The organism is Mycolicibacter nonchromogenicus (assembly GCF_002101775.1).
Taxonomy (GTDB): domain Bacteria; phylum Actinomycetota; class Actinomycetes; order Mycobacteriales; family Mycobacteriaceae; genus Mycobacterium; species Mycobacterium nonchromogenicum.
The window spans coordinates 17,053-38,626 of record NZ_LQPI01000049.1 but is presented as its reverse complement, the minus strand read 5'-3'; the positions used below and the strand labels follow the sequence as shown (position 1 = coordinate 38,626).

Annotated in this window: 23 protein-coding genes; 18 read left to right on the top strand and 5 right to left on the bottom strand. The window is 68.2% G+C overall.

The window, feature by feature from the left end; genetic code table 11:
- Positions 1 to 17: 17 nt before the first annotated feature.
- Both AWC18_RS13995 and gad read left to right on the top strand, forming a co-directional pair.
- Entirely contained in the window at positions 18 to 1,439 is a 1,422-nt protein-coding gene (locus AWC18_RS13995) for a bifunctional ADP-dependent NAD(P)H-hydrate dehydratase/NAD(P)H-hydrate epimerase (RefSeq protein WP_064997748.1), read from the top strand.
- Positions 1,440 to 1,452: 13 nt separating this feature from the next.
- Positions 1,453 to 2,841: a glutamate decarboxylase gene (gad, locus tag AWC18_RS13990; RefSeq protein ID WP_085139130.1), complete on the top strand. Its 1,389-nt coding sequence runs from the start codon at positions 1,453 to 1,455 to the stop codon at positions 2,839 to 2,841.
- A gap of 129 nt (positions 2,842 to 2,970) precedes the next feature.
- Here gad and AWC18_RS13985 read toward each other — a convergent pair whose 3' ends face one another.
- A complete protein-coding gene (locus AWC18_RS13985) occupies positions 2,971 to 3,843 on the bottom strand; it encodes a putative endonuclease domain-containing protein (protein ID WP_085139129.1) in 873 nt (290 codons plus the stop codon).
- 176 nt (positions 3,844 to 4,019) lie between these two features.
- Between AWC18_RS13985 and alr the strand changes: the two genes are divergently transcribed.
- From alr to AWC18_RS13935, 10 genes are all read left to right on the top strand, one after another.
- Positions 4,020 to 5,174: an alanine racemase gene (gene alr, locus AWC18_RS13980; RefSeq protein ID WP_085139128.1), complete on the top strand. Its 1,155-nt coding sequence runs from the start codon at positions 4,020 to 4,022 to the stop codon at positions 5,172 to 5,174.
- Positions 5,164 to 6,270 (top strand): alpha/beta fold hydrolase, encoded by a 1,107-nt coding sequence (locus AWC18_RS13975; protein WP_234806528.1) that lies wholly within the window; start codon positions 5,164 to 5,166, stop codon positions 6,268 to 6,270. Before alr ends, AWC18_RS13975 begins: the two co-directional genes overlap by 11 nt.
- The gene (gene tsaE / locus AWC18_RS13970) at positions 6,263 to 6,724 is read left to right on the top strand and encodes a tRNA (adenosine(37)-N6)-threonylcarbamoyltransferase complex ATPase subunit type 1 TsaE (protein WP_085139126.1); all 462 of its coding nucleotides are present in this window, start codon (positions 6,263 to 6,265) and stop codon (positions 6,722 to 6,724) included. The genes AWC18_RS13975 and tsaE overlap by 8 nt, the downstream gene beginning before the upstream one ends.
- Positions 6,721 to 7,806 carry a tRNA (adenosine(37)-N6)-threonylcarbamoyltransferase complex dimerization subunit type 1 TsaB gene (tsaB, locus tag AWC18_RS13965; protein ID WP_085139148.1) on the top strand — a complete coding sequence of 362 codons (1,086 nt, stop codon included), beginning with the start codon at positions 6,721 to 6,723 and terminating at the stop codon, positions 7,804 to 7,806. Before tsaE ends, tsaB begins: the two co-directional genes overlap by 4 nt.
- On the top strand, positions 7,803 to 8,828 hold the full coding sequence (gene tsaD, locus AWC18_RS13960) for a tRNA (adenosine(37)-N6)-threonylcarbamoyltransferase complex transferase subunit TsaD (RefSeq protein ID WP_085139125.1): 1,026 nt from the start codon (positions 7,803 to 7,805) through the stop codon (positions 8,826 to 8,828). Before tsaB ends, tsaD begins: the two co-directional genes overlap by 4 nt.
- A 194-nt stretch (positions 8,829 to 9,022) precedes the next feature.
- A complete protein-coding gene (groES, locus tag AWC18_RS13955) occupies positions 9,023 to 9,325 on the top strand; it encodes a co-chaperone GroES (protein ID WP_047321158.1) in 303 nt (100 codons plus the stop codon).
- 91 nt (positions 9,326 to 9,416) lie between these two features.
- Positions 9,417 to 11,039: a chaperonin GroEL gene (gene groL / locus AWC18_RS13950; RefSeq protein WP_085139124.1), complete on the top strand. Its 1,623-nt coding sequence runs from the start codon at positions 9,417 to 9,419 to the stop codon at positions 11,037 to 11,039.
- Positions 11,040 to 11,228: 189 nt separating this feature from the next.
- On the top strand, positions 11,229 to 11,744 hold the full coding sequence (locus tag AWC18_RS13945; RefSeq protein ID WP_085139123.1) for a lipocalin family protein: 516 nt from the start codon (positions 11,229 to 11,231) through the stop codon (positions 11,742 to 11,744).
- Positions 11,745 to 11,808: 64 nt separating this feature from the next.
- Entirely contained in the window at positions 11,809 to 12,582 is a 774-nt protein-coding gene (locus tag AWC18_RS13940) for an enoyl-CoA hydratase (protein ID WP_085139122.1), read from the top strand.
- A 181-nt stretch (positions 12,583 to 12,763) separates the two neighbouring features.
- A complete protein-coding gene (locus AWC18_RS13935; RefSeq protein WP_085139121.1) occupies positions 12,764 to 13,864 on the top strand; it encodes a ferritin-like domain-containing protein in 1,101 nt (366 codons plus the stop codon).
- Here AWC18_RS13935 and AWC18_RS13930 read toward each other — a convergent pair.
- Entirely contained in the window at positions 13,861 to 14,430 is a 570-nt protein-coding gene (locus AWC18_RS13930) for a TetR/AcrR family transcriptional regulator (RefSeq protein WP_064997737.1), read from the bottom strand. The two genes, AWC18_RS13935 and AWC18_RS13930, sit on opposite strands and share 4 nt — an antisense overlap.
- Before the next feature lie 149 nt (positions 14,431 to 14,579).
- Between AWC18_RS13930 and AWC18_RS13925 the strand changes: the two genes are divergently transcribed.
- The 3 genes from AWC18_RS13925 to AWC18_RS13915 all read left to right on the top strand — a co-directional run bounded on the left by AWC18_RS13925 (position 14,580) and on the right by AWC18_RS13915 (position 16,327).
- Entirely contained in the window at positions 14,580 to 15,548 is a 969-nt protein-coding gene (locus AWC18_RS13925; RefSeq protein ID WP_064997736.1) for an oxygenase MpaB family protein, read from the top strand.
- Between the two features lie 188 nt (positions 15,549 to 15,736).
- Positions 15,737 to 16,036 (top strand): GlsB/YeaQ/YmgE family stress response membrane protein, encoded by a 300-nt coding sequence (locus AWC18_RS13920; protein WP_064998280.1) that lies wholly within the window; start codon positions 15,737 to 15,739, stop codon positions 16,034 to 16,036.
- A gap of 9 nt (positions 16,037 to 16,045) precedes the next feature.
- Positions 16,046 to 16,327 carry a hypothetical protein gene (locus tag AWC18_RS13915; RefSeq protein WP_064998283.1) on the top strand — a complete coding sequence of 94 codons (282 nt, stop codon included), beginning with the start codon at positions 16,046 to 16,048 and terminating at the stop codon, positions 16,325 to 16,327.
- A gap of 77 nt (positions 16,328 to 16,404) precedes the next feature.
- Here AWC18_RS13915 and AWC18_RS13910 read toward each other — a convergent pair whose 3' ends face one another.
- Positions 16,405 to 16,662 (bottom strand): hypothetical protein, encoded by a 258-nt coding sequence (locus AWC18_RS13910; protein ID WP_064998279.1) that lies wholly within the window; start codon positions 16,660 to 16,662, stop codon positions 16,405 to 16,407.
- 117 nt (positions 16,663 to 16,779) lie between these two features.
- On the bottom strand, positions 16,780 to 17,070 hold the full coding sequence (locus AWC18_RS13905; protein WP_064998278.1) for a WhiB family transcriptional regulator: 291 nt from the start codon (positions 17,068 to 17,070) through the stop codon (positions 16,780 to 16,782).
- 255 nt (positions 17,071 to 17,325) lie between these two features.
- Here AWC18_RS13905 and AWC18_RS13900 point away from each other — a divergent pair, with 255 nt between their 5' ends.
- On the top strand, positions 17,326 to 18,126 hold the full coding sequence (locus AWC18_RS13900; RefSeq protein ID WP_085139120.1) for a hypothetical protein: 801 nt from the start codon (positions 17,326 to 17,328) through the stop codon (positions 18,124 to 18,126).
- On the opposite strand, the gene AWC18_RS13895 is transcribed toward AWC18_RS13900, so the two are convergent.
- Positions 18,127 to 18,531 carry a DUF5319 domain-containing protein gene (locus AWC18_RS13895; RefSeq protein ID WP_064998282.1) on the bottom strand — a complete coding sequence of 135 codons (405 nt, stop codon included), beginning with the start codon at positions 18,529 to 18,531 and terminating at the stop codon, positions 18,127 to 18,129.
- Between the two features lie 195 nt (positions 18,532 to 18,726).
- On the opposite strand from AWC18_RS13895, the gene guaB reads away from it, so the two are divergent.
- Both guaB and AWC18_RS13885 read left to right on the top strand, forming a co-directional pair.
- Positions 18,727 to 20,259, top strand: a complete 1,533-nt coding sequence (gene guaB, locus AWC18_RS13890) for an IMP dehydrogenase (RefSeq protein ID WP_085139147.1) — start codon at positions 18,727 to 18,729, stop codon at positions 20,257 to 20,259.
- Positions 20,260 to 20,318: 59 nt separating this feature from the next.
- The gene (locus tag AWC18_RS13885; RefSeq protein WP_085139119.1) at positions 20,319 to 21,467 is read left to right on the top strand and encodes a GuaB3 family IMP dehydrogenase-related protein; all 1,149 of its coding nucleotides are present in this window, start codon (positions 20,319 to 20,321) and stop codon (positions 21,465 to 21,467) included.
- Positions 21,468 to 21,574 lie beyond the last annotated feature (107 nt).

Sequence of the window (21,574 nt, the reverse complement as noted above, 5' to 3'; positions counted from 1 at the left end):
GCAGGCGAGGAGGTCACGTGCGGCATTACTACAGCGTTGAGGTCATTCGCGCTGCCGAGGCTCCGCTGTTGGCGAGCCTGCCCGACGGGGTGCTGATGCGCCGAGCCGCGTTCGGGCTGGCGACCGCGATCGCGCGGGAACTGGTCGCGCGCACCGGCGGAACAACCGGGCGCCACGTGTGTGCGGTGGTGGGTTCCGGCGACAACGGCGGCGACGCGCTGTGGGCGGCCACCCTGCTGCGCCGCCGCGGCGCAGCGGCCAGCGCCATCCTGCTCGAGCCCGAGCGCGCCCACGCCAAAGGCCTCGCGGCTTTTCGGCGTGCCGGCGGCCGGATCGTCGACAGCGTGCCGCCCGCAACAGATCTGGTGATCGACGGAGTGGTCGGCATCTCCGGGCGAGGCCCGTTGCGGCCCAACGCCGCGGCGGTCTTCGCCGGGGTCGAGGCGGCGGGCATTCCGGTGGTGGCCGTCGACATCCCCAGTGGCCTGGATCCGCACACCGGTGCGGCGGAAGGTCCCGCGGTGCACGCCGCTCTCACCGTCACCTTCGGCGGCCTCAAACCGGTGCACGCACTGGGGCAGTGTGGGCGGGTCGAGCTCGTCGACATCGGCCTGGACCTGCCCGACACCGACATGCACTCTTTGACTGCCGCCGACGTCGAGGCCTGCTGGCCGGCGCCCGGACCGCGCGACGACAAGTACACCCAGGGCGTCACCGGAATCCTGGCGGGCTCGGCGACCTACCCGGGTGCGGCGATCCTGTGCGCCGGGGCGGCGGTGGCGGCCACCTCCGGCATGGTGCGCTACGCCGGAAGCGCTGATGCCCAAGTGGTTTCGCACTGGCCTGAAGTTGTTGCCGCGCCCAGTCCGGCGGCTGCCGGGAAGGTGCAGGCCTGGGCCGTGGGTCCCGGTCTGGGCACCGGCGAACAGGCTGCCGCCGCGCTGTGGTTCGCACTCGGCAGCGATCTGCCGGTGATCGTCGACGCCGACGCGTTGACCATCTTGGCGGCCCACCCGGCCTTGGTGGCCGACCGCAACGCACCCACGGTGCTGACCCCGCATGCCGGCGAATACGCCCGGCTTGCCGGGCACCCGCCCGGACTCGACCGGGTCGGCGCGGCCCGCGAGCTGGCCGACCGCTTCGGGGCCACCGTGTTGCTCAAGGGCAACGTCACCGTCATCGCCGATCCGTCCGGGCAGGTCTACCTCAACCCGGCCGGCGGATCATGGGCCGCCACCGCAGGCTCCGGAGATGTGCTGTCCGGGATGATCGGCGCGCTGTTGGCATCGGGCCTGCCGCCCGCTCAGGCCGCTGCCGCCGCCGCGTTCGTGCACACCCGGGCCGCCGCGGCCTCAGCCGCCGACCCCGGGCCCGGCGACACCCCGACGTCGGCCTCGCGCATCCTGAACCACATTCGCACCGCCCTTGCCCAGCTGTAGAGGAGAGTCGCAAGTGACCCATTCCCACCCGTCCGTGCCGGCGCACGCCATCGCCCCCGCCTACACCGGCCGGATGTTCACCTCGCCGGTCCCCGCGCTGCGATTGCCTGACGACCCGATGGACCCGCAGGCCGCCTACCGCTTCATCCACGACGAGCTGATGCTCGACGGCAGTTCTCGGCTGAATCTGGCCACCTTTGTCACCACCTGGATGGACCCCGAAGCGTCGGCGCTGATGGCGGAGTCCTTCGACAAGAACATGATCGACAAGGACGAGTACCCGGCCACCGCGGCCATTGAGCAGCGGTGCGTGTGCATGGTCGCCGATCTGTTCCACGCCGAGAACCTGCGCGACGACGACCCCGCAAGCGCCATCGGGGTGTCCACCGTCGGCTCCAGCGAGGCAGTGATGCTGGGCGGGCTGGCGCTGAAGTGGCGCTGGCGCCAGCGGGTCGGTGAGGATTGGAAGAACCGCACCCCGAACCTGGTGATGGGCTCCAACGTCCAGGTGGTGTGGGAGAAGTTCTGCCGCTACTTCGACGTTGAACCCCGCTATCTGCCGATGGGCGAGGACCGCTACGTGATCACCCCCGAGCAGGTGGTCGACGCCGTCGACGAGAACACCATCGGGGTGGTGGCCATCCTGGGCACCACCTACACCGGGGAGCTCGAACCCGTCGAACAGATCTGTGCCGCACTCGACAAACTCGCCGCGGGCGGCGGCCCGGACGTGCCGGTGCATGTGGATGCGGCCAGTGGCGGATTCGTGGTGCCCTTCGTGCACCCGGACCTCAAGTGGGATTTCCGGCTGCCGCGGGTGGTCTCGATCAACGTCAGCGGCCACAAGTACGGCCTGACCTATCCGGGTATCGGCTTCGTGGTGTGGCGCAACGCCGACCACCTGCCCGAGGAGCTGGTGTTCCGGGTCAACTATCTGGGCGGTGACATGCCCACGTTCACGCTGAACTTCTCCCGGCCGGGTAACCAGGTAGTCGGCCAGTACTACAACTTCCTGCGGCTGGGCCGGGCCGGCTACACCGAGGTGATGCGGGCCCTGTCCGACACCGCCCGCTGGCTGTCGCACCAATTGGCCGACAGCGGGCACTTCGAGGTGATCAGTGACGGCTCGGCGATTCCGGTGGTGAGTTTCCGGCTGGCCGGTGAGCGCGGCTACACCGAGTTCGACGTGTCGCACGAACTGCGCACGTTCGGCTGGCAGGTGCCCGCCTACACCATGCCGGAAGGCGCCGAGGATGTCGCGGTGCTGCGCGTCGTGGTCCGCGAGGGGCTCTCGGCGGACCTCGCCCGGGCCCTCTTCGACGACATTATGAAGTCGGTGACGACGCTGGACCGGCTCAAGCCGGCGGGCCATTTCGACGATCAGCAGCACTTTTCGCACTGATCGGCGGGTGGCGCCGGCGGGCCGCGAGCCTTGTCGCCGTCACGCGCGCCCTCCACGTTCGCCGAGTGTGCGTTTTGAGTGGCAAATCGGCGCCGGAGCCGATCAAAGCGCACACTCGGCGCCGCGAGGTCACCAGATCTGGGGGCAGCCGCGGCTGACCAGAGCTGAGCCGACGCGCTCCAAAAACCTCCCCGGCGTCAGGTGCAGCGTGCGGCTCGTCAGTTTGATGTCGATCCAGCCGAGGTTGAGCAGGGTGTTGTAGCGTTCGGCGTCACGTTCGCGCTGTTTGGGATCGGTCCAATGGTGGGCGCCCTCGAAGTCGACGCCCACCATGTACTCCTTCCAACCCATGTCGATGCGGGCGACGACGTGGCCGTAGCCATCGTGCACCGGGATCTGGGTCTGAGGGCGGGGGAAGCCGGCCTTCACGAGGACCAACCGCGTGAGGGACTCGTATGGTGACTCAGCGCCGCCGTCGACAAGCCGCAGCGTCTGCTCGAGTCGCCGGAGGCCCCGGGCGCCCGGGTGCGCGGCGGCGACAGCGGCCACATCGCCAACTCTGAGATCTGTGGCGTTGATCAGGGCGTCGAGACGCTGAACGCCTTGGCGCTGATCGAGGCGCCTTCCCAGGTCGAACGCTGTGCGCGCGGCCGTGGTGACCGGCAGCCCGCCCACCACTCGAACCTCGCCGGCTCGGAGCGTGTCGGTGTGTACGGCGAGTAGCTGCGGTGTTCGTCGGTTGGTGTGGACCAGTTCGGCGGGGCTGCCCGGGTCGATCCACTTTGCGCCAAGCAGCGCTGACGCCGAAAGGCCGGCGAGAACACCACGCCGCCGAGACCAGAGCCAGGCCGCGCGAGCCCGTTGCGTTGCCGAGACAGCCGGCTCGCGTGGCACCCAGACGCCCGGGTAGAGACGCAGATAGTCGCGACGCAGCACGCCAGGGGTGACGGCGCCCGCGGCCAGCGCTTCTGACGCCCGAATCGGCCACCGCGGAGCTGACACGACCGCAGTGTGGCGCCCCGGGTGGACTCGGTGTCGACGGTGATCCACAGGACGATCCGGCCGACCGCGAGCCGAGTGTGCGTTTTGAGGGGCGAACGGCGCCCGAAGCCGCTCAAAACGCACACTCGGCGACCTGACGAGCCGGTTTGGCCGCTTCTGGGACAATCGAAGCTGACATGACTGCCGTATCCCGAACGTCCGGCCTGCTCGCGCAGGCGCTGGTGGACTTGGACGCCATCGCCCACAACGTGCGGACGCTGAACGAACACGCCGGCGCCGCCGGGGTGATGGCTGTGGTCAAGGCCGACGGCTACGGCCACGGGGCGGTTCAGGTGGCCCGCGCCGCCCTTGCCGCCGGCGCGGCCGAACTCGGGGTGGCCACCGTCGACGAGGCCCTGACACTGCGAGCAGCCGGCATCACCGCGCCGGTGCTGGCGTGGCTGCACGGACCGCACACCGACTTCGCTCCCGCGCTGGCTGCCGACGTACAGATCGCGGTCTCCTCGGTGTCGCAGCTGAACGAGCTGCTGGACGCGGTAGGGCGCACCGGACAGACAGCGACTGTCACGGTCAAGGCCGACACCGGGATGAACCGCAACGGGGTGGGGGCCGCCGACTTCCCCGTATTAGTGACCGCGCTGCGGCGAGCCGTCGCTGACGACGCGATCCGGGTGCGCGGCCTGATGTCGCATCTGGCCTGTGCCGATGAGATCGCCAGCCCGGTCAACGACCTTCAGGCCCAACGTTTTTCTGACCTGATCGGTCTGGCCCGGGAGCAGGGCCTGGAATTCCCGGTTGCGCATCTGGCCAACTCGGCTGCGGCCATGACGCGCACCGATCTGGCCTTCGACATGGTTCGGCCCGGAATAGCCCTGTACGGCCTGAGTCCCATTCCCGAGCGTGGCGACATGGGCCTGATTCCAGCCATGACGCTGAAATCGCTTGTGGTCCTGGTTCGTTCCATCAAAGCTGGGGAGGCGGTCTCCTACGGGCACACCTGGGTCAGCCCGGTCGACACCACCGTGGCATTGGTGCCGATGGGCTACGCCGACGGGGTGTACCGGTCCCTGAGCGGACGGTTCGACGTGCTGATCAACGGCCGGCGCCGGCACAGTGTCGGTCGGGTGTGCATGGACCAATTCGTCGTCGACCTCGGCCCTGGCCCCGTGGATGTCGCCGAGGGGGACGAGGTCATCCTGTTCGGGTCCGGAGCGCACGGCGAACCGCTGGCCCAGGACTGGGCCGACGCGTTGAGCACCATCCACTATGAGGTGGTCAACAGCCCGCGCGGACGCGTCGCCCGGACTTATCGGGGTACCGGTGGCCGATAACCGCCGCGGGCCGTGGCGGGCCGGTGGTTGGCTGGCCGGGGTGGCCGGCCTGGCCGCCGTCGGCACCATCGCCGGAACCACCATCGCCCGGTCGGTGACACGGCGCACCACCGCCGAAGACGCCTACGCCGACGAAGATTTCGAGATCCTCGACAACGATCACAGTTCGGTGGTCGTCACCGACGACGGCGTCGAACTGGCCGTGCGCGACGTAGGTCCACGCAATGCGCCGTTGACCGTGGTGTTCGCACACGGATTCTGCCTGCGAATGGGGTCGTTTCACTTCCAGCGGGCGCGGTTGGCGGCCGAGTGGGGTGACCAGGTGCGCATGGTCTTCTACGACCAGCGTGGTCATGGCGACTCCGGCGTCGCCCCGCCGGAGACCTACACCGTGCCGCGGCTCGGCCAAGACCTGGAGGCGGTGCTGCGGGCCACCGTGCCGCGCGGCCCGATAGTGCTGGTCGGACACTCGATGGGCGCCATGACGGTGCTGGCGCACGCGCGGCAGTTTCCCCGGCGCTACGGCAGCCGGATCGTCGGTGCGGCGTTGATATCGTCGGCGGCCAAGGGCGTTTCGCGGTCGCCGCTGGGTCAGATCCTGCGCAATCCTGCGTTGGAGGCCGTGCAGTTCAGCGTGCGGTACGCGCCGCAGTTGGTGCACCGAGGGCGCGGCGCGGCCCGTGGGGTGATCGCACCGATCCTGCGTGCGGCCTCCTACGGCACCGACCAGATCAGCCCGAGTGTGGTGGCATTCTCCGAGGAGATGATGCATTCCACGCCGGTCGCCACCATGGTGGGCTTCCTGCATGCCCTGGAAGTGCATGACGAGAGTGCCGCGCTGGTGACGCTGGCCCAGATCCCCACCCTGGTGGCCTGCGGCGACCAGGACCTGCTCACCCCGCCGGGGTACTCGCGGGCGATGGCGGCCGCGTTGTGGGATTGTGAGCTGGTGACCGTGCCCGGGGCTGGGCATTTGGTGCAGTTGGAGGAACCTGATGTCATCGATGAGGCGCTGGTGCGTCTGGTGGAGCGCGCCACTCCGCGCCGTGCCATGCTGACTCGCCGACTGCGCCGAAAGGTCGGACGCAATGGCTGAGCTGCAGGAGGAGATGCTGGCCACCGCTGAGGACACGATGGCGCTGGGGTTCCGGCTGGGCGAACAGTTGCGAGCCGGCGACGTGGTGGTGCTGTCCGGCCCGCTCGGTGCCGGAAAGACCGTATTGGCCAAGGGGATCGCCGCCGCACTCGACGTCGATGGTCCGGTGACGTCGCCGACGTATGTCTTGGCCCGTGAGCACCGGGCCCGCCGTCCGGACCACCCGGACATGATTCACGTCGACCTCTACCGGCTGCTCGACGAATCCGGGCTGGACCTGCTTGCCGAGCTGGACTCGCTGGACCTCGACACCGAACTCGACGACGCCGTCGTCGTGGTCGAGTGGGGCGAAGGACTGGCCGAGCGGCTCTCCGAACGGCACCTGGACATCCGGTTGGACCGCGCGGCGGACTCCGAGACGCGCACCGCGACATGGCGGTGGTACACGCCGTGACCGGAGCGATTCTGACCATTGACACCGCCACCCCTGCCGTCACCGCGGGCGTGGTGCGTCTGGATGAGGCTGGTCGACCGAGCGTATTGTCCGAGCGGGTCACTCCCGATGCGCGAGCCCACGCCGAACAGCTGACCCCCAATGTGCTGGGTGCACTGGCCGACGCCGGACTGAGCATGGCCGACCTGACCGCGGTCGTAGTCGGCTGCGGGCCGGGACCGTTCACCGGCCTGCGGGTCGGGATGGCCAGCGCCGCCGCCTACGGCCACGCCCTGGGTATCCCGGTGTACGGCGTGTGCAGTCTCGATGCGATCGGGGTGCGTGCCCCTGGAGCCACCCTGGTGGTCACCGATGCCCGCCGTCGGGAGGTTTACTGGGCGCGCTATCGCGACGGCACCCGGGTGGCAGGCCCCGCCGTGTGTGCCCCGGCCGACGTCGATCCCGCCGACGCCGCCGCGGTGGCCGGTTCGCCCGCGCATACCGCGCTGTTCGACCTGCCGGCCCTCGAGGTCACCTATCCCAGTCCCGCGGGACTGGTTGCCGCAGTGCGGGATTGGAACCAGGTGCCGGAAACGCTGGTGCCGCTGTATCTGCGCCGGCCTGACGCCAAACCCCCGACTTCGGTCACGGCGCCGGTGACGCTGAGTGCGATGCTGGTCAGCGACGCCGTGCGCTGCGCTGAACTGGAAGCTCAGCTGTTCGACGGCGACGACCCGTGGCCGGCCGCAGCGTTCATCCGGGCGGTCGGCGCGCGCGACAACCACTACGTCGTCGCCCGGGTCGGCGATGCCGTGGTGGGCTACGCCGGAATCGCCAGGCTGGGCCGTACTCCGCCGTTCGAGTACGAGGTGCACACCATCGGGGTGGACAAGGCCCATCAGGGTCGCGGCATTGGGCGGCGACTGCTCGCCGACCTGCTGGACTACGCCGACGGCGGAGTGGTCCACTTGGAGGTCCGCACCGACAACACCGCGGCGATCGCGCTCTACCGCGACGTCGGCTTCGTCGAGACCGGACTGCGTAAGCGCTACTACCGCAACGGCGCGGACGCCTACACGATGCGGCGGGAGGCGACCTCGTGACCACTGTGCTGGCGATCGAATCCTCGTGTGACGAAACCGGTGTCGGCATCACCCGGCTGGAATCCGACGGCACCCTGACGCTGTTGGCCGACGAGGTGGCCTCCAGCGTCGAAGAGCACACCCGATTCGGCGGGGTGGTGCCGGAGATCGCCTCGCGCGCTCATCTCGAGGCGTTGGGCCCGACCATGCGCCGCGCGCTGGCGACGGCCGGGGTGGACAAGCCCGACGCAGTGGCGGCCACCATCGGACCGGGCCTGGCGGGGGCGCTGCTGGTGGGCGCGGCCGCGGCTAAGGCCTACGCGGCGGCCTGGGGCGTGCCGTTCTACGCCGTCAACCACCTGGGTGGGCACCTGGCCGCCGACGTCTACGCCCATGGCCCGCTCCCGGAGTGTGTGGGTCTGCTGGTCTCCGGCGGCCACACGCACCTGCTGTACGTCCGGTCGCTGGGGGAGCCGATCGTCGAGATGGGCAGCACCGTCGACGACGCCGCGGGGGAGGCCTATGACAAGGTCGCCCGGCTGCTCGGGCTGGGCTACCCGGGCGGGCGGGTGCTCGACGAGCTGGCCCGCACCGGGGACCCGACCGCGATCGTGTTCCCGCGCGGAATGACCGGCCCCCGCGACGCGCCGTACACGTTCAGCTTCTCGGGGCTCAAGACCGCGGTGGCCCGCTATGTGGAGCGCAACCCCGGCTTCGTCCCCGCCGATGTGGCGGCCGGTTTTCAGGAGTCGGTCGCCGATGTGCTGACCGCCAAGGCGGTGCGTGCGGCCACCGACCTCGGGGTCGACACCCTGCTGATCGCGGGCGGGGTGGCCGCCAATTCGCGGTTGCGGGAGCTGGCTGAGCAGCGCTGCGCGGCGGCGGGCTTGACGCTGCGGATCCCGCCGCTACGGTTGTGCACCGACAACGGCGCGATGATCGCGTCGTTCGCGGCGCATCTGATTGCGGCCGGAGCGGCGCCGTCGGCGCTGGACGTGGCCACCAATCCTGGGCTGCCGGTGGTGCAGGGTCAGATCGCGTGACTCGGCACAGGGGTCCCCTTGAGTGCTAGCACTCTCATGTATAGAGTGCTAGGTGGCAGTCGATCGGATTCTCGCTCGGCACCCGCGACGACGACGCGAGGGCTCCTAACGAATGCCGAACACCTTAAGTAAGTACGTTCCGATGGGCTCGGCATCGGCCGGGTCGCATCCAGACAATGTGGAGGGCTCCAATCGTGGCGAGCGTGAACATCAAGCCACTCGAGGACAAGATCCTCGTTCAGGCCAACGAGGCCGAGACCACGACCGCTTCCGGTCTGGTCATTCCGGACACTGCCAAGGAGAAGCCGCAGGAAGGCACCGTTGTCGCCGTCGGCCCCGGCCGGTGGGATGAGGATGGCGACAAGCGGATCCCGCTGGACGTCAAGGAAGGCGACGTCGTCATCTACAGCAAGTACGGCGGCACCGAGATCAAGTACGGCGGCGAGGAGTACCTGATCCTGTCGGCGCGCGACGTGCTGGCCATCGTCGGCAAGTAGCCACAGAGCAGCCACCGTGTCCGCCCCGGAGATCCCCGTTTTGCGGGTGATGTCCGGGGCGGCACGCGTAGAGAAAAGGGCTTAAACAGCTATGAGCAAGCAGATTGAGTTCAACGAGGCCGCGCGCCGGGCAATGGAAGCCGGCGTGAACAAGCTCGCCGACGCCGTCCGGGTGACGCTGGGCCCGCGCGGTCGCACCGTGGTGCTGGCCAAGTCCTTCGGCGGTCCGACGGTGACCATGGACGGCGTCACGGTGGCTCGCGACGTGGACCTGGAGGACCCGTTCGAGAACCTCGGCGCGCAGCTGGTGAAGTCGGTGGCCACCAAGACCAACGACGTGGCCGGCGACGGCACCACCACCGCCACCGTGCTGGCTCAGGCCATCATCTCCGGCGGGCTGCGCAACGTTGCGGCCGGCGCCAATCCGATCGCGCTGGGCTCCGGCATCGCCAAGGCCGCCGACGCGGTGTCGCAGGCGCTGCTGGCCGCGGCCATCCCGGTCTCCGGCAAGGAGTCGATCGCGCAGGTGGCCACCGTGTCCTCGCGCGACGAGGAGATCGGTGAGCTGGTCGGTGAGGCGATGACCAAGGTCGGCAGTGACGGCGTGGTCAGCGTTGAGGAGTCCTCGACGCTGTCCACCGAGCTGGTGGTCACCGACGGTGTCGGCTTCGACAAGGGTTTCCTGTCGGCGTACTTCGTCACCGACTTCGACTCCCAGGAAGCCGTCCTCGAAAACCCCCTGATCCTGCTGCACCGCGACAAGATCAGCTCGCTGCCGGACCTGCTTCCGCTGCTGGAGAAGGTCGTCGAGGCGAACAAGCCGTTGCTGATCATCGCCGAGGACGTCGAGGGCGAGCCGTTGTCGACCCTGGTGGTCAACGCGATCCGCAAGACGCTCAAGGCCGTTGCGGTCAAGGCGCCGTACTTCGGTGACCGCCGCAAGGCGTTCCTGGAGGACCTCGCGATCGTCACCGGCGCCCAGGTGATCAACCCCGACGTCGGCCTGACACTGCGGGAGGCCGGTCTGGACGTGCTGGGCACCGCCCGCCGCGTGGTGGTCAGCAAGGACGACACCGTGATCGTCGACGGTGCGGGAACCGCCGAGGCCATCGCCGGACGGGTCAAGCAGCTGCGCGCCGAGATCGAGGCGACCGACTCCGACTGGGACCGCGAGAAGCTCGAGGAGCGGCTGGCCAAGCTGGCCGGCGGCGTAGCCGTGATCAAGGTCGGCGCCGCCACCGAGACCGCACTCAAGGAGCGCAAGCACCGGGTCGAAGACGCGGTGTCGGCGGCCAAGGCTGCGGTGGAAGAGGGCATCGTCAGCGGCGGCGGCTCAGCGCTGGTGCAGGCCCGCGCGTCGTTGTCGGAGCTGGCGTCCTCGCTGACCGGCGACGAGAAGCGGGGCGTGGAGGTGTTCGCCGGGGCGCTGAGCGCGCCGCTGTACTGGATCGCCACCAACGCCGGTGAAGACGGTGCCGTGGTGACCAGCAAGGTCGCCGAGTTGCCGGCCGGGCAGGGCTTCAACGCAGCCACGCTGTCCTACGGTGACCTGGCCGCCGACGGCGTGATCGACCCGGTCAAGGTGACCCGGTCGGCGGTGCTCAACGCCGCTTCGGTGGCGCGGATGGTGTTGACCACCGAGACCGCGGTGGTCGACAAGCCCGCCGACGCCGACGAACACGCCGGCCACGGGCATCACGGGCACGCTCACTAGAAGCACACCCACGCAAACCGCCCCCGCCCCTGTGGCGGGGGCGTTTTCGTTGGATCCCGCGTTCAGCGCACAGCGATGCAGTTGAGGACTCTCGGCCCTGGGAGGCCGAGGGCGGACGTAGGCTTTCTTCGCAGAGCGCGTCACACGTGACGTACATGTCGCGAGCGCGCGGCCAGAGAGGGGGCCGTCATGGGCCGACCATCCGAAGTCACGTCTGTCAGCTCACTGGACCTGGACCGTTACCTCGGGCTCTGGTACGAGATCGGACGGCTTCCGCTGCGGTGGGAGCATCCCGAGTCCAGCGATATCACCGCGACCTACACGCGCCGCGACGATGGCAGCGTGCGTGTCGACAACCGGTGCATCGACGAGAACGGCAAGCCGTCGCAGGCGATCGGCCGGGCAACGCCGGTGGACGGCCATCCGGGCCGGTTGCAGGTTTCGTTCCTGCCGGAACTGCTGCGCTGGATACCGTTTACGAAGGGTGACTACTGGGTGCTGAAGATCGACGGCGCCTACTCGGTTGTTCTCGTCGGCACTCCTAACCGCAAGAACCTGTGGTTGCTGGCCCGTCAACCGGTGATCGACCCTGCGACGCAGGAGGCCTACCTGGCTGAGGCGACGCGGCAGGGGTTCGGTCTCGACGAGTGGATCGTGCCGAGGCAGTCCGGTGCACGCGTCACCGACGACCAGCTGAACGGCTGACAGGGCCGAATCCGCGGTACCCCGCCAGGCGAGCACCGCAGCGGCAATCGAGTGAGGCGACCCGATGGAAGAACCGCTGGTAGTAGAGCACCGCGATGATCGCGGGGTCGTCACGCTGACCCTGAACCGCCCGCAGTCGTTCAACGCGCTCTCCGAGGCGATGCTCGCCGCGCTGGGGGAGACGATTGATGGGCTTGCCGACGACCCGGGGGTGCGCGCCGTCGTGCTCGGGGCAGCCGGCATGGCCTTCTGCGCCGGCCACGACCTGAAGGAAATGCGGGCTGAGCCGTCGCTGGAGTACTACCAGCAACTGTTTGCTCAGTGCACCGCCGTGATGCTCGCGATCCAGCGCCTGCCGGTCCCGGTGGTTGCCCGGGTTCATGGTCTGGCCACTGCCGCTGGTTGCCAGCTGGTCGCGATGTGCGATCTGGCGGTGGCGAGCGAGACCGCGCGCTTCGCCGTGAGCGGCATCAACGTCGGGCTCTTCTGTGCCACTCCGGGTGTGGCGCTGTCCCGCAATGTGCCCCGCAAGGCCGCCTTCGAGATGCTCGTCACCGGCGAATTCGTCACCGCTGAACAGGCTCGGGTGTTGGGGCTGGTCAACAAGGTGGCGGCGCCCGAGGCGCTGGACGATGAGATCGAGGCCCTGGTGGCCGGCATCGTCGCGAAACCGGCTGCCGCCGTGGCTATGGGCAAGGCCCTGTTCTACCGGCAGCTCGAAGCCGGCATCGAGTCGGCCTATGAGGATGCGGCCGCGACGATGGCTTGCAACATGATGGAACCGAGTGCGCTCGAGGGCGTCGCGGCATTCATTGAGAAGCGCCCGCCCCGGTGGTGAGGGCCGGCCTACTCGCCATTTCGGGCCGAGTGTGCGGTTTGGTCGGGCATGTCTGCGGGGGTCGGTGAGTGAACCGCACACTCGAGCGGTGCTGGCGGAATCCGCGCCGTGCTTGACGCGCCGCCCCCCGCGGCGCAGTGTGTGATGCACGTCATGAGATCACCGGCAAAGGCGGCAGTGAATGACCACAAGGGACCAGTACACCGAAGTGCCCACGCCCTACTCGTGGGAGGTACCCAGCGCCGGCGACGCGCGCTTCACCTGGGAGTACGACGACGGGCGATCCCGGCTGCTGTCGCTGTATCAGAAGGGCAAGGACAAGCAGTGGGACGCGCAGTCACGCATCGACTGGTCCCAAGACGTCGACCCGCTGAACCCGATCGGGCTGCCTGACGAGGCCCATCCGCTGTTCGGCAGCCCGATGTGGGAGTCCGCGGATGAGGCGCGTCGGGCCGAGATGCGCCAGCATTCCCAGGCCTGGCAGTTCTCCCAGTTCCTGCACGGCGAGCAGGGCGCGATGGTGTGTGCGGCCAAGATCGTCGAGGTCGTCCCGGATCTGGACGCGAAGTTCTACGCGGCCACCCAGACCATGGACGAGGCGCGGCACGTCGAGGCGTTCTCGCGGTTCCTGCAGGAGAAAATCGGCATCGTCTACCCGATCAACAAGAACCTGAGCGCGCTCCTCGGGGACACCCTGCGCGACTCGCGCTGGGACATGCCCTATCTCGGCATGCAGGTCCTCATCGAGGGGCTGGCTTTGGCGGCCTTCGGTGTGCAGCGCGACCTGGCGGCGCCGGATTCACTGGCCAAGAAGGTACTGGCCTATGTCATGCAGGACGAGGCCCGCCATGTGGCCTTCGGCCGAATCTCGTTGAAGGACTACTACTCGCAGCTCACTGACTCCGAACGCGATGAACGCGAAGAGTTCGTCGTAGACGCCTGTTACCTGATGCGCGACCGATTCCGCGGCGAAGAGGTCTTCGAGACCCTCGACATGGACGTCAAAGAGTGCGCGCAATGGGTCGACTCCTCGCCGCTGATGATCCAGTTCCGTTCGCACCTGTTTAGTCGCATCGTGCCGATCGTCAAGGACATCGGGCTGTGGGGTCCCAAGGTGCAGAAGGCATTCCGCGACATGGGCGTGCTCGACATGGCCGGTTTCGACATCGAGGCATTGATGAAGGCCGACGAGGACCAAGCGGAATCCCTGGACCGGGCCCACGCAGAGATGGCCGCGCGGGCCGTCGAGGTCGATGAGGTGATCGCGGCGGGCGCGAGTTAACCGGGCGGGCTGGGCGCCAACAGCCCGGCCGAGGCGAACTTCAGTCCGGCCCGCAGCTCATCAAGCGCGATCGGGTCGTCGGACTCGATGTAGCGCATGGTGGTTGCCACGGCCATGTTGAAGAACAGCCAGGCCAGAGCGCTCGGGCTCAATTCGTCGCGGTATTGGCTGCGGTAGTGGCTCATGTGCAGTGTGGTCATCGCCAACAGGGTGGCGTTGAGTCCGGAGATGTTTTCGAACGCGCGCAGATGATCGGGCCGCTGGGCCAGATAGCGGACCAGCCGACGATTGGCGATCGTGTAGTCGATGAGGATGTCGATCGATGCCTCCATCGCGGAGGCGGGCCGGTCCAGGGTGACCGCCCTGAGCATGTCCTCGATCGCGGGGGCCTGCTCGGCGGCCAGCCGCTCCACCGCGGCGTCGATGATCTGCTCCTTGTTCGCGAAGTACTGGTAGATCGATCCCTTGCTGATGTCTGCCTGCTCGGCGATCAGGTTGGTGGTGATCTGCTCGGGCGGGTACCGGTGCAGCAACGACGCCGTCGACGCCACTATTTTTGCGACCATCTCGCGGGAGCGTGCCTGCTTTGGTGACTTACGGCGCTGCGAACTGGAACTATGTATGTTCACGTGGCGACCTAACGCGACTTGTATGCGACCTTGCGGTCATATTAGCGTCGGGCCGGGACCTTGGCACGTGACGACAGGGGAAGCCGATGACCTCTACACCCGATCTTGAGGCGCACCAGCCCGCCGGGGAGATCGAGGCGATCACGGAGCCCGAGGATCTCGAGCAGATCGAGCTCGTCCCGCCGGACTCGCTGACCGCCGAGCACACCGGGCGATGGACCTTCCTCATCCTCGAGGGCGCGGCGTTCATGATGCAGGCCATGCATCCGGTGATCGCCGAGGTCACCGGCCGCTACTCCGCGGCCTTCCACGGAGACCCGGGCGGCCGGGCGATCCGGTCGGTCGACTCGGTGCTGCGCTGGACCTACGGGGGAACCGAGGCCAAGGCCGAAGGTGATCGTGTTCGCGCCCTGCACAAACCGCTCACCATGAAAAGCGCGGAAACCGGCAAGCAGATAAGCGCTTTGCATCCCGAGGCCTATCAGTGGGTGATCGCCACCGGCTACATCATCAATGCTCAGGCGGGCCGGTTGATGATCGGCCGCGAATTCACCGACGCCGAAAAGGACGAACTGCTGCGCGACAACCGACGGCTGGCTCGGCTGCTGCACGTACCGATGCGCGGCTATCCCGAGACGCAACAGGAAATGGCCGACTATTACGAGCGGATGATCGACACTTTGCGGGGCACGCCGCAGGCGCTGCAATTGATCGCCGACCTGCAGGCCGGCAAGGCCGACCTGCCGCCCGCGGTTCCGAAGCTGTTGGCGCCGCTGGTGCAGGCCGCGCTACGACCCACGCTGCGGTTCAACTACCTGTCGGTGGTCGGGCTACTGGATCCGCGTCTTCGCGAGAAGCTCGGTGTCACCTGGAGTGCCGAGGAGGAGCGCCAGCTCGTTCGCATCTACACCGCCATTCGGATCGCCTACCGCGTGCTTCCCGACCGGCTCACCTACTTCCCGCTGGCCTACCACGCCCGCAAGCACCACCAGTGCCTGGAGAAGATGAAGCAGAGGCAGGAGAAGTCGTTCGCCTATCACCTCCGATCGGAATAACTCGAAGAGGTAGTCCGGCCAGTACCCCGAGGCCGAACCGGCGAATACATTGCATCGGTTATCAATTCATTTCTCGGGGTCCACCGGCGCGACGTGAATATGGGTGATTAGCCGCCGCGCAGAACGGGTATGAATCCTGCGCGGCGTTGACCTCAACGGCGACTAAAGGTGTCGAAAAGGAGATCACCATGAACGCAGTGGCGGCCACCGAATTCCTGGCCCGTTCCACAACACTTACCAGCGTGGGATGGATCGGCTACATCGTGATCGGTGCTATTGCCGGCTGGATCGCGGGTATGGCCATGAAGACCAAGTACGGCCTGCTCACCGACATCATCGTAGGTGTCGTCGGAGCGTTGATCGGCGGATTCCTGCTCAGCTTCGTCGTCGACACGGCGAGTGGTGGCTGGTGGTTCACCCTGTTCACCGCAATCTTAGGTTCGATAATCCTGCTCTGGCTGGTGCGCCTCGTCGGACGGGAGGCGTAGGGAATGACGATGTTGAAAAGCATTGCGATTGGGGCCTTTGCGCTGGGGGCGCTGATTTCCGGCGGTTGTTCGGCCTCGGAGGTGATCAACACCGGCGGCGACACGAGGTGCAAGGACTTCGTCGAGCAGGACGAGCAGAAGCAGAACGACGAAATCACCAAGATGCTCAAGGACAAGAGTGGTGTCGACCCCTCGAGCCTGGAGATCTCGGCGACGCGTCTGTCGGCAACGACCTACTGCAAGACGCTGGGCACGCCGGACAGCAAGATATCTGAGGCGCCGCACGGCTGATCAGACGTTCCGACCCGATAGGCACCGCGCTTGTAGCGCGGTGCCTATCGGCGTCCGAGGCCGTCGCTGACCCGCGTTCAGTCCGGTGACGACAAGCCTGCGTTGGGCCGCAACCCGCCCGGGGCATACGGTCCGGTGACCAGTGACGGGCAGGGGGCGAACGGGCCCACCATCTTGCCGGAGTCGGGGCAGTAGCTGACGTCGCCCAGATCGCCGCACAGTCGCTCGTCGTAGCAGAGGGCCGTGCCGGCCTGGGCCGGTGAAGCCAGACCGATGCCCGCTGCGGCGGCAAGCGTTGCGGTTACCGACAGGGCTGTTACCAGTGCAGATCGCATAGTCGCGAGTCAACACCAGAGGTCCGACAGGCAGGCAGGGAGCGAACAGCCCCCGGAAAACCGGGGGCTGCTCAGGTACCCACGGGCCGCTATGTTAACGGCCGGTCGGGAAAGTGCCTAGCCGCTGGGGCGCAGATGGCGACGCAGTACGGCGTGCCGCTCGGCCTCAGACATGCCGCCCCAGATGCCGTAGGGCTCGCCGACGGCGAGCGCGTGAGTGCGGCACTGTTCCAGCACCGGGCAACTGTGGCACCACTTCTTGGCGTTCTGCTCGCGCTGGGCTCGCGCGCGGCCGCGCTCTCCATCGGGCGGAAAAAACACCGACGAGTCGACCCCTCGACATGCTCCCCGGAGCTGCCAATCCCATACGTCCGCATTGCGGCCGGGCAAGTGCTCAACCTGTGGCATGGGAACCCCTCTCAAAACTCCGTTGGGGCCGGATCTTTCGGATGCGGCTGTCGAGCGGTAGCTGGGTGTAGCGCGTAAAACAGCGCCGGCTGACTTCCGGCGCCGAGGGGACCGTAACGGAACGATCTGAAGTAAAACCAACGCGATCGTTAAGAAAGGCTGGCCTAAAAGGGTGGAGTTTCCGTGAGAGTGGATGTTATTCCGCATTCTGTGGAGTGGTTATGCGACGGGGGTACCGCGTAACGTCGCGCAACGATGATTGAGGATCCCCACGCCGTCTTGGTGAACGCCGCGTTCGGCGATGAACCCGGCCGCTGGCCCCTGCCCGCCGCCACTACTCCCCGGCAGCTGTGGCTGCGCGCCGTCGTGGCCGGGGGACAGGGCCGCTACGCCTCCGCCGCCGCCGACCTGGCGGCGCTGCTGCGCGAAGTGCCGGCCGGGCCGCTGGCCTCCCAGGCGTACAGCACCCAGGGCTCGTTCCTGCGCCAAGTCGGCTGGCACGAGCTGGCCCGCGGTCTGGATGGCCGGGCGCTGGCACTGGCCCTCGACGCACGCGAAGTCGACCCGGAGGCCCGCGCCGACGCGCTCGTCGGGCTGGCCGCCGACGCGCTGGGGGTCGGGCGTTTCGCGGCGTCCGCGGCACTGCTGGCCCAAGCCGAACCGGAGCCGTCCACCGCGCATCCGCGCCTGGCCGTCCGCCGGCATTGGGTGACCGCAGAATTGGCGATGGTCACCGGCGATGGAGCCACCGCGGTGCGCCATGCCGAGCAGGCGTGCGACCTGGTGAGCGAACCTATGGTGCGCCACCGGGTGAAAAGCCAGGTGGTGCTGGCCGGCGCGCTGTGCTGCGCGGGGAAACCCGATCGTGCGCGAGTGGTGGCCGAGGCCGCGCTGGAAGACACCGGCCGGCTGGGGCTGGTCCCCCTGCAATGGGCGCTGGCGTGCATGTTGGCCGATGTCGGCAGTGCTACGCGGACGGCTGAAGAGCTACGGGTCCTGCGTGAAGAGGCTGCCGAGCTGGTGGCCCACCGCGGCGGGAACTGGAAGCGAGTCTGATCAGCGGTAGCCGTCGGCTTCCGAGGTCGCTCCGTTGAGCGACGCATCGGCGTAGCCGCGGCAGTAGTCCCACGTCACGTAGCTGTCCGGCTCCGGGTCGTAGGCCGGCTCGTGCGGCCGGACCGTGCCGTCGATGAGCAGCTGCAGCAGGTTGGCGCGCAGCATGTCCCAGTCGTGGTAGTGGTCCTGCTGGCAGTCGTCACAGCACACCACCAGGCCGCGAATTCCCCGGCGGGCCAACAAGGCTTCGTAGACCGCCAGATCGGCGAGGTCGGCCTCGACCGCGGTCCGTTCCTGCGGGTCCAGCGGTTGGCCCGGTTCGACGGCATCCAACGCGGCCGACGGGTCATACGGATCGTCGGCGAATGGGTCCGGCGGCAAACCGGGTGGCAGGTGGTCACGCACGCCCATCAGGGTACGCAGTCGCCATGACAGAACGCCAGCGGCGGGTGGGGCCCGCCCGGAGGCCAAGGGTGGTGGCGGGCGAAAGCAGCTGTGCGCCGCGATTAAGATGGACTTCTCACCCCGGCTTTGTAGTGGAGGCTCCCAGATGGCCGTTGGTTGTCCAAAACAGAGGTCAGCGCTCCGATGACCGGCGCCATGGGTCCGCAGGATGATGCGGTGTATGCCGGTGGTGCCCTCGACGGGCAGTCCCCCAAGATCGCGATGCTGGGGCTGACCTTCGACGACGTCCTGCTGCTTCCGGCAGCGTCCGACGTGGTGCCGGCCACCGCCGACACCGCGAGTCGGCTGACCCGCAACATCGAGCTCAAGGTGCCGCTGGTCAGCTCCGCGATGGACACCGTCACCGAAGCCCGGATGGCGATCGCGATGGCCCGCGCCGGTGGCATGGGCGTGTTGCACCGCAATCTGCCCGTCGCCGAGCAGGCCGGCCAGGTCGAGACCGTCAAGCGGTCCGAGGCCGGGATGGTCACCGACCCGGTCACCTGCACGCCGGAGAACACCCTGGCCGAGGTGGACGCGATGTGCGCCCGCTTCCGGATCTCGGGCCTGCCCGTCGTCGACAACGAGGGCTCGCTGGTCGGGATCATCACCAACCGAGACATGCGCTTCGAGGTCGACCAGAACAAGCCGGTCGCCGAGGTGATGACCAAGGCGCCGCTGATCACCGCGCAGGAGGGCGTCTCCGCCGACGCCGCGCTGGGCCTGCTGCGCCGGCACAAGATCGAGAAGCTGCCGATCGTCGACGGCCACGGCAAGCTGACCGGGCTGATCACCGTCAAGGACTTCGTCAAGACCGAGCAACACCCGCTGGCCACCAAAGACAGCGACGGCCGGCTGCTGGTCGGTGCCGCAGTCGGCGTCGGCGACGACGCCTGGGTCCGGGCGATGACGCTGGTCGACGCCGGGGTCGATGTGCTGATCGTGGACACCGCGCATGCCCACAATCGCGGGGTCCTGGACATGGTCGGCAAGCTCAAAGCCGAAGTCGGGGAGCGGGTCGAGGTGGTCGGCGGCAACGTAGCCACCCGAAGCGGAGCCGCCGCTCTGGTCGAGGCCGGCGCCGACGCGGTGAAGGTCGGGGTGGGTCCCGGCTCGATCTGCACCACCCGCGTGGTCGCCGGGGTGGGCGCCCCACAGATCACCGCCATCATGGAGGCCGTGGCCGTGTGCACCCCCGCAGGCGTGCCGGTGATCGCCGACGGGGGACTGCAGTACTCCGGAGACATCGCCAAGGCGCTGGCCGCCGGCGCCTCGACGACGATGCTCGGCTCGCTGCTGGCCGGCACCGCCGAATCGCCCGGCGACCTGATTTTCGTCAACGGCAAGCAGTTCAAGAGCTACCGCGGGATGGGTTCGCTGGGGGCTATGCAGGGTCGCGGCGGCGCCAAGTCCTACTCCAAGGACCGCTACTTCCAGGACGACGCGCTCTCCGAGGACAAGCTGGTGCCCGAGGGCATCGAGGGCCGGGTGCCGTTCCGGGGTCCGCTGAGCACGGTCATCCACCAGCTCACCGGCGGCCTGCGGGCGGCGATGGGCTACACCGGTTCGGCCACCATCGAGCAGCTGCAGCAGGCGCAGTTCGTGCGCATCACCGCCGCGGGGCTGAAGGAAAGCCACCCGCACGACATCACCATGACCGTCGAAGCGCCCAACTACTACGTGCGCTGAGCAGACGTTCGTCCCGGCACATTCTCGCGCAGCGAAAACAGAAACGAGGCTGACCCGTCATGCGTGACATGGTTGAGATCGGCATGGGCCGCACCGCCCGTCGCACCTATGAGCTCGACGACATCAACATCGTGCCGTCCCGGCGTACTCGTTCCTCCAAGGACGTGTCCACCGCCTGGCAACTCGATGCCTACCGCTTCGAGATGCCGGTACTGGCCCATCCCACCGACGCGCTGGTCTCCCCGGAGTTCGCCATCGAACTGGGCCGCCTCGGCGGTCTGGGGGTGCTCAACGCTGAGGGGTTGATCGGTCGTCACGCCGACGTCGAGGCCAAGATCGCCCAGGTGACCGAGGCCGCCGCCAAGGAACCGGAGCCGGCGGCGGCGATCCGGCTGCTGCAGCAACTGCACGCCGCGCCGCTGAACCCCGAGCTGCTCGGTGCGGCCGTGGCGCGCATCAGTGCCGCCGGCGTGACCACCGCGGTGCGGGTGAGCCCGCAGAACGCCGCGGCGCTGACCCCGGCACTGGTGGCTGCCGGCGTCGACCTGCTGGTCATCCAGGGCACCATCATCTCCGCCGAGCGTGTCGCCGTGGACCGCGACGGGGCCGGTGAACCCCTGAACCTGAAGACCTTCATCTCCGAGTTGGACATCCCGGTGGTGGCCGGCGGGGTGATCGACCACCGCACCGCGCTGCACCTGATGCGGACCGGCGCGGCCGGGGTGATCGTCGGCTACGGCTCCACCTCCGGGGTGACCACCTCTGATGAGGTGCTGGGCATCTCGGTGCCGATGGCCACCGCGATCGCCGACGCGGCCTCCGCACGTCGCGAGTACCTCGATGAGACCGGCGGGCGCTATGTGCACGTGCTGGCCGATGGTGACATTCACACCTCCGGGGACCTGGCCAAGGCGATCGCCTGCGGCGCCGACGCGGTGGTGCTGGGCACGCCGCTGGCCGCTGCCGCCGAGGCGCAGGGCGACGGCTGGTACTGGCCGTCGGCTGCCGCCCACCCGTCCCTGCCGCGCGGGGCGCTGATGCAGGTCGCATACGGGGAACGGCCCAGCCTGGCGCAGGTGCTCGAGGGGCCCTCCGATGACCCGTTCGGTTCGCTGAACCTGGTCGGCGGGCTGCGTCGGTCGATGGCCAAGGCCGGCTACTGCGACCTCAAGGAGTTCCAGAAGGTCGGCCTGACCGTCGGGAGCTGACGGACCTTTCCGGCGAGCAGACGCCACTTCCCCGGCGAGCAGACGCCAAAGCCCCCTCCGTGACGGGTTTTGGGGGACTTTCGCGTCTGCTCGCCGGAGAAAGTTAC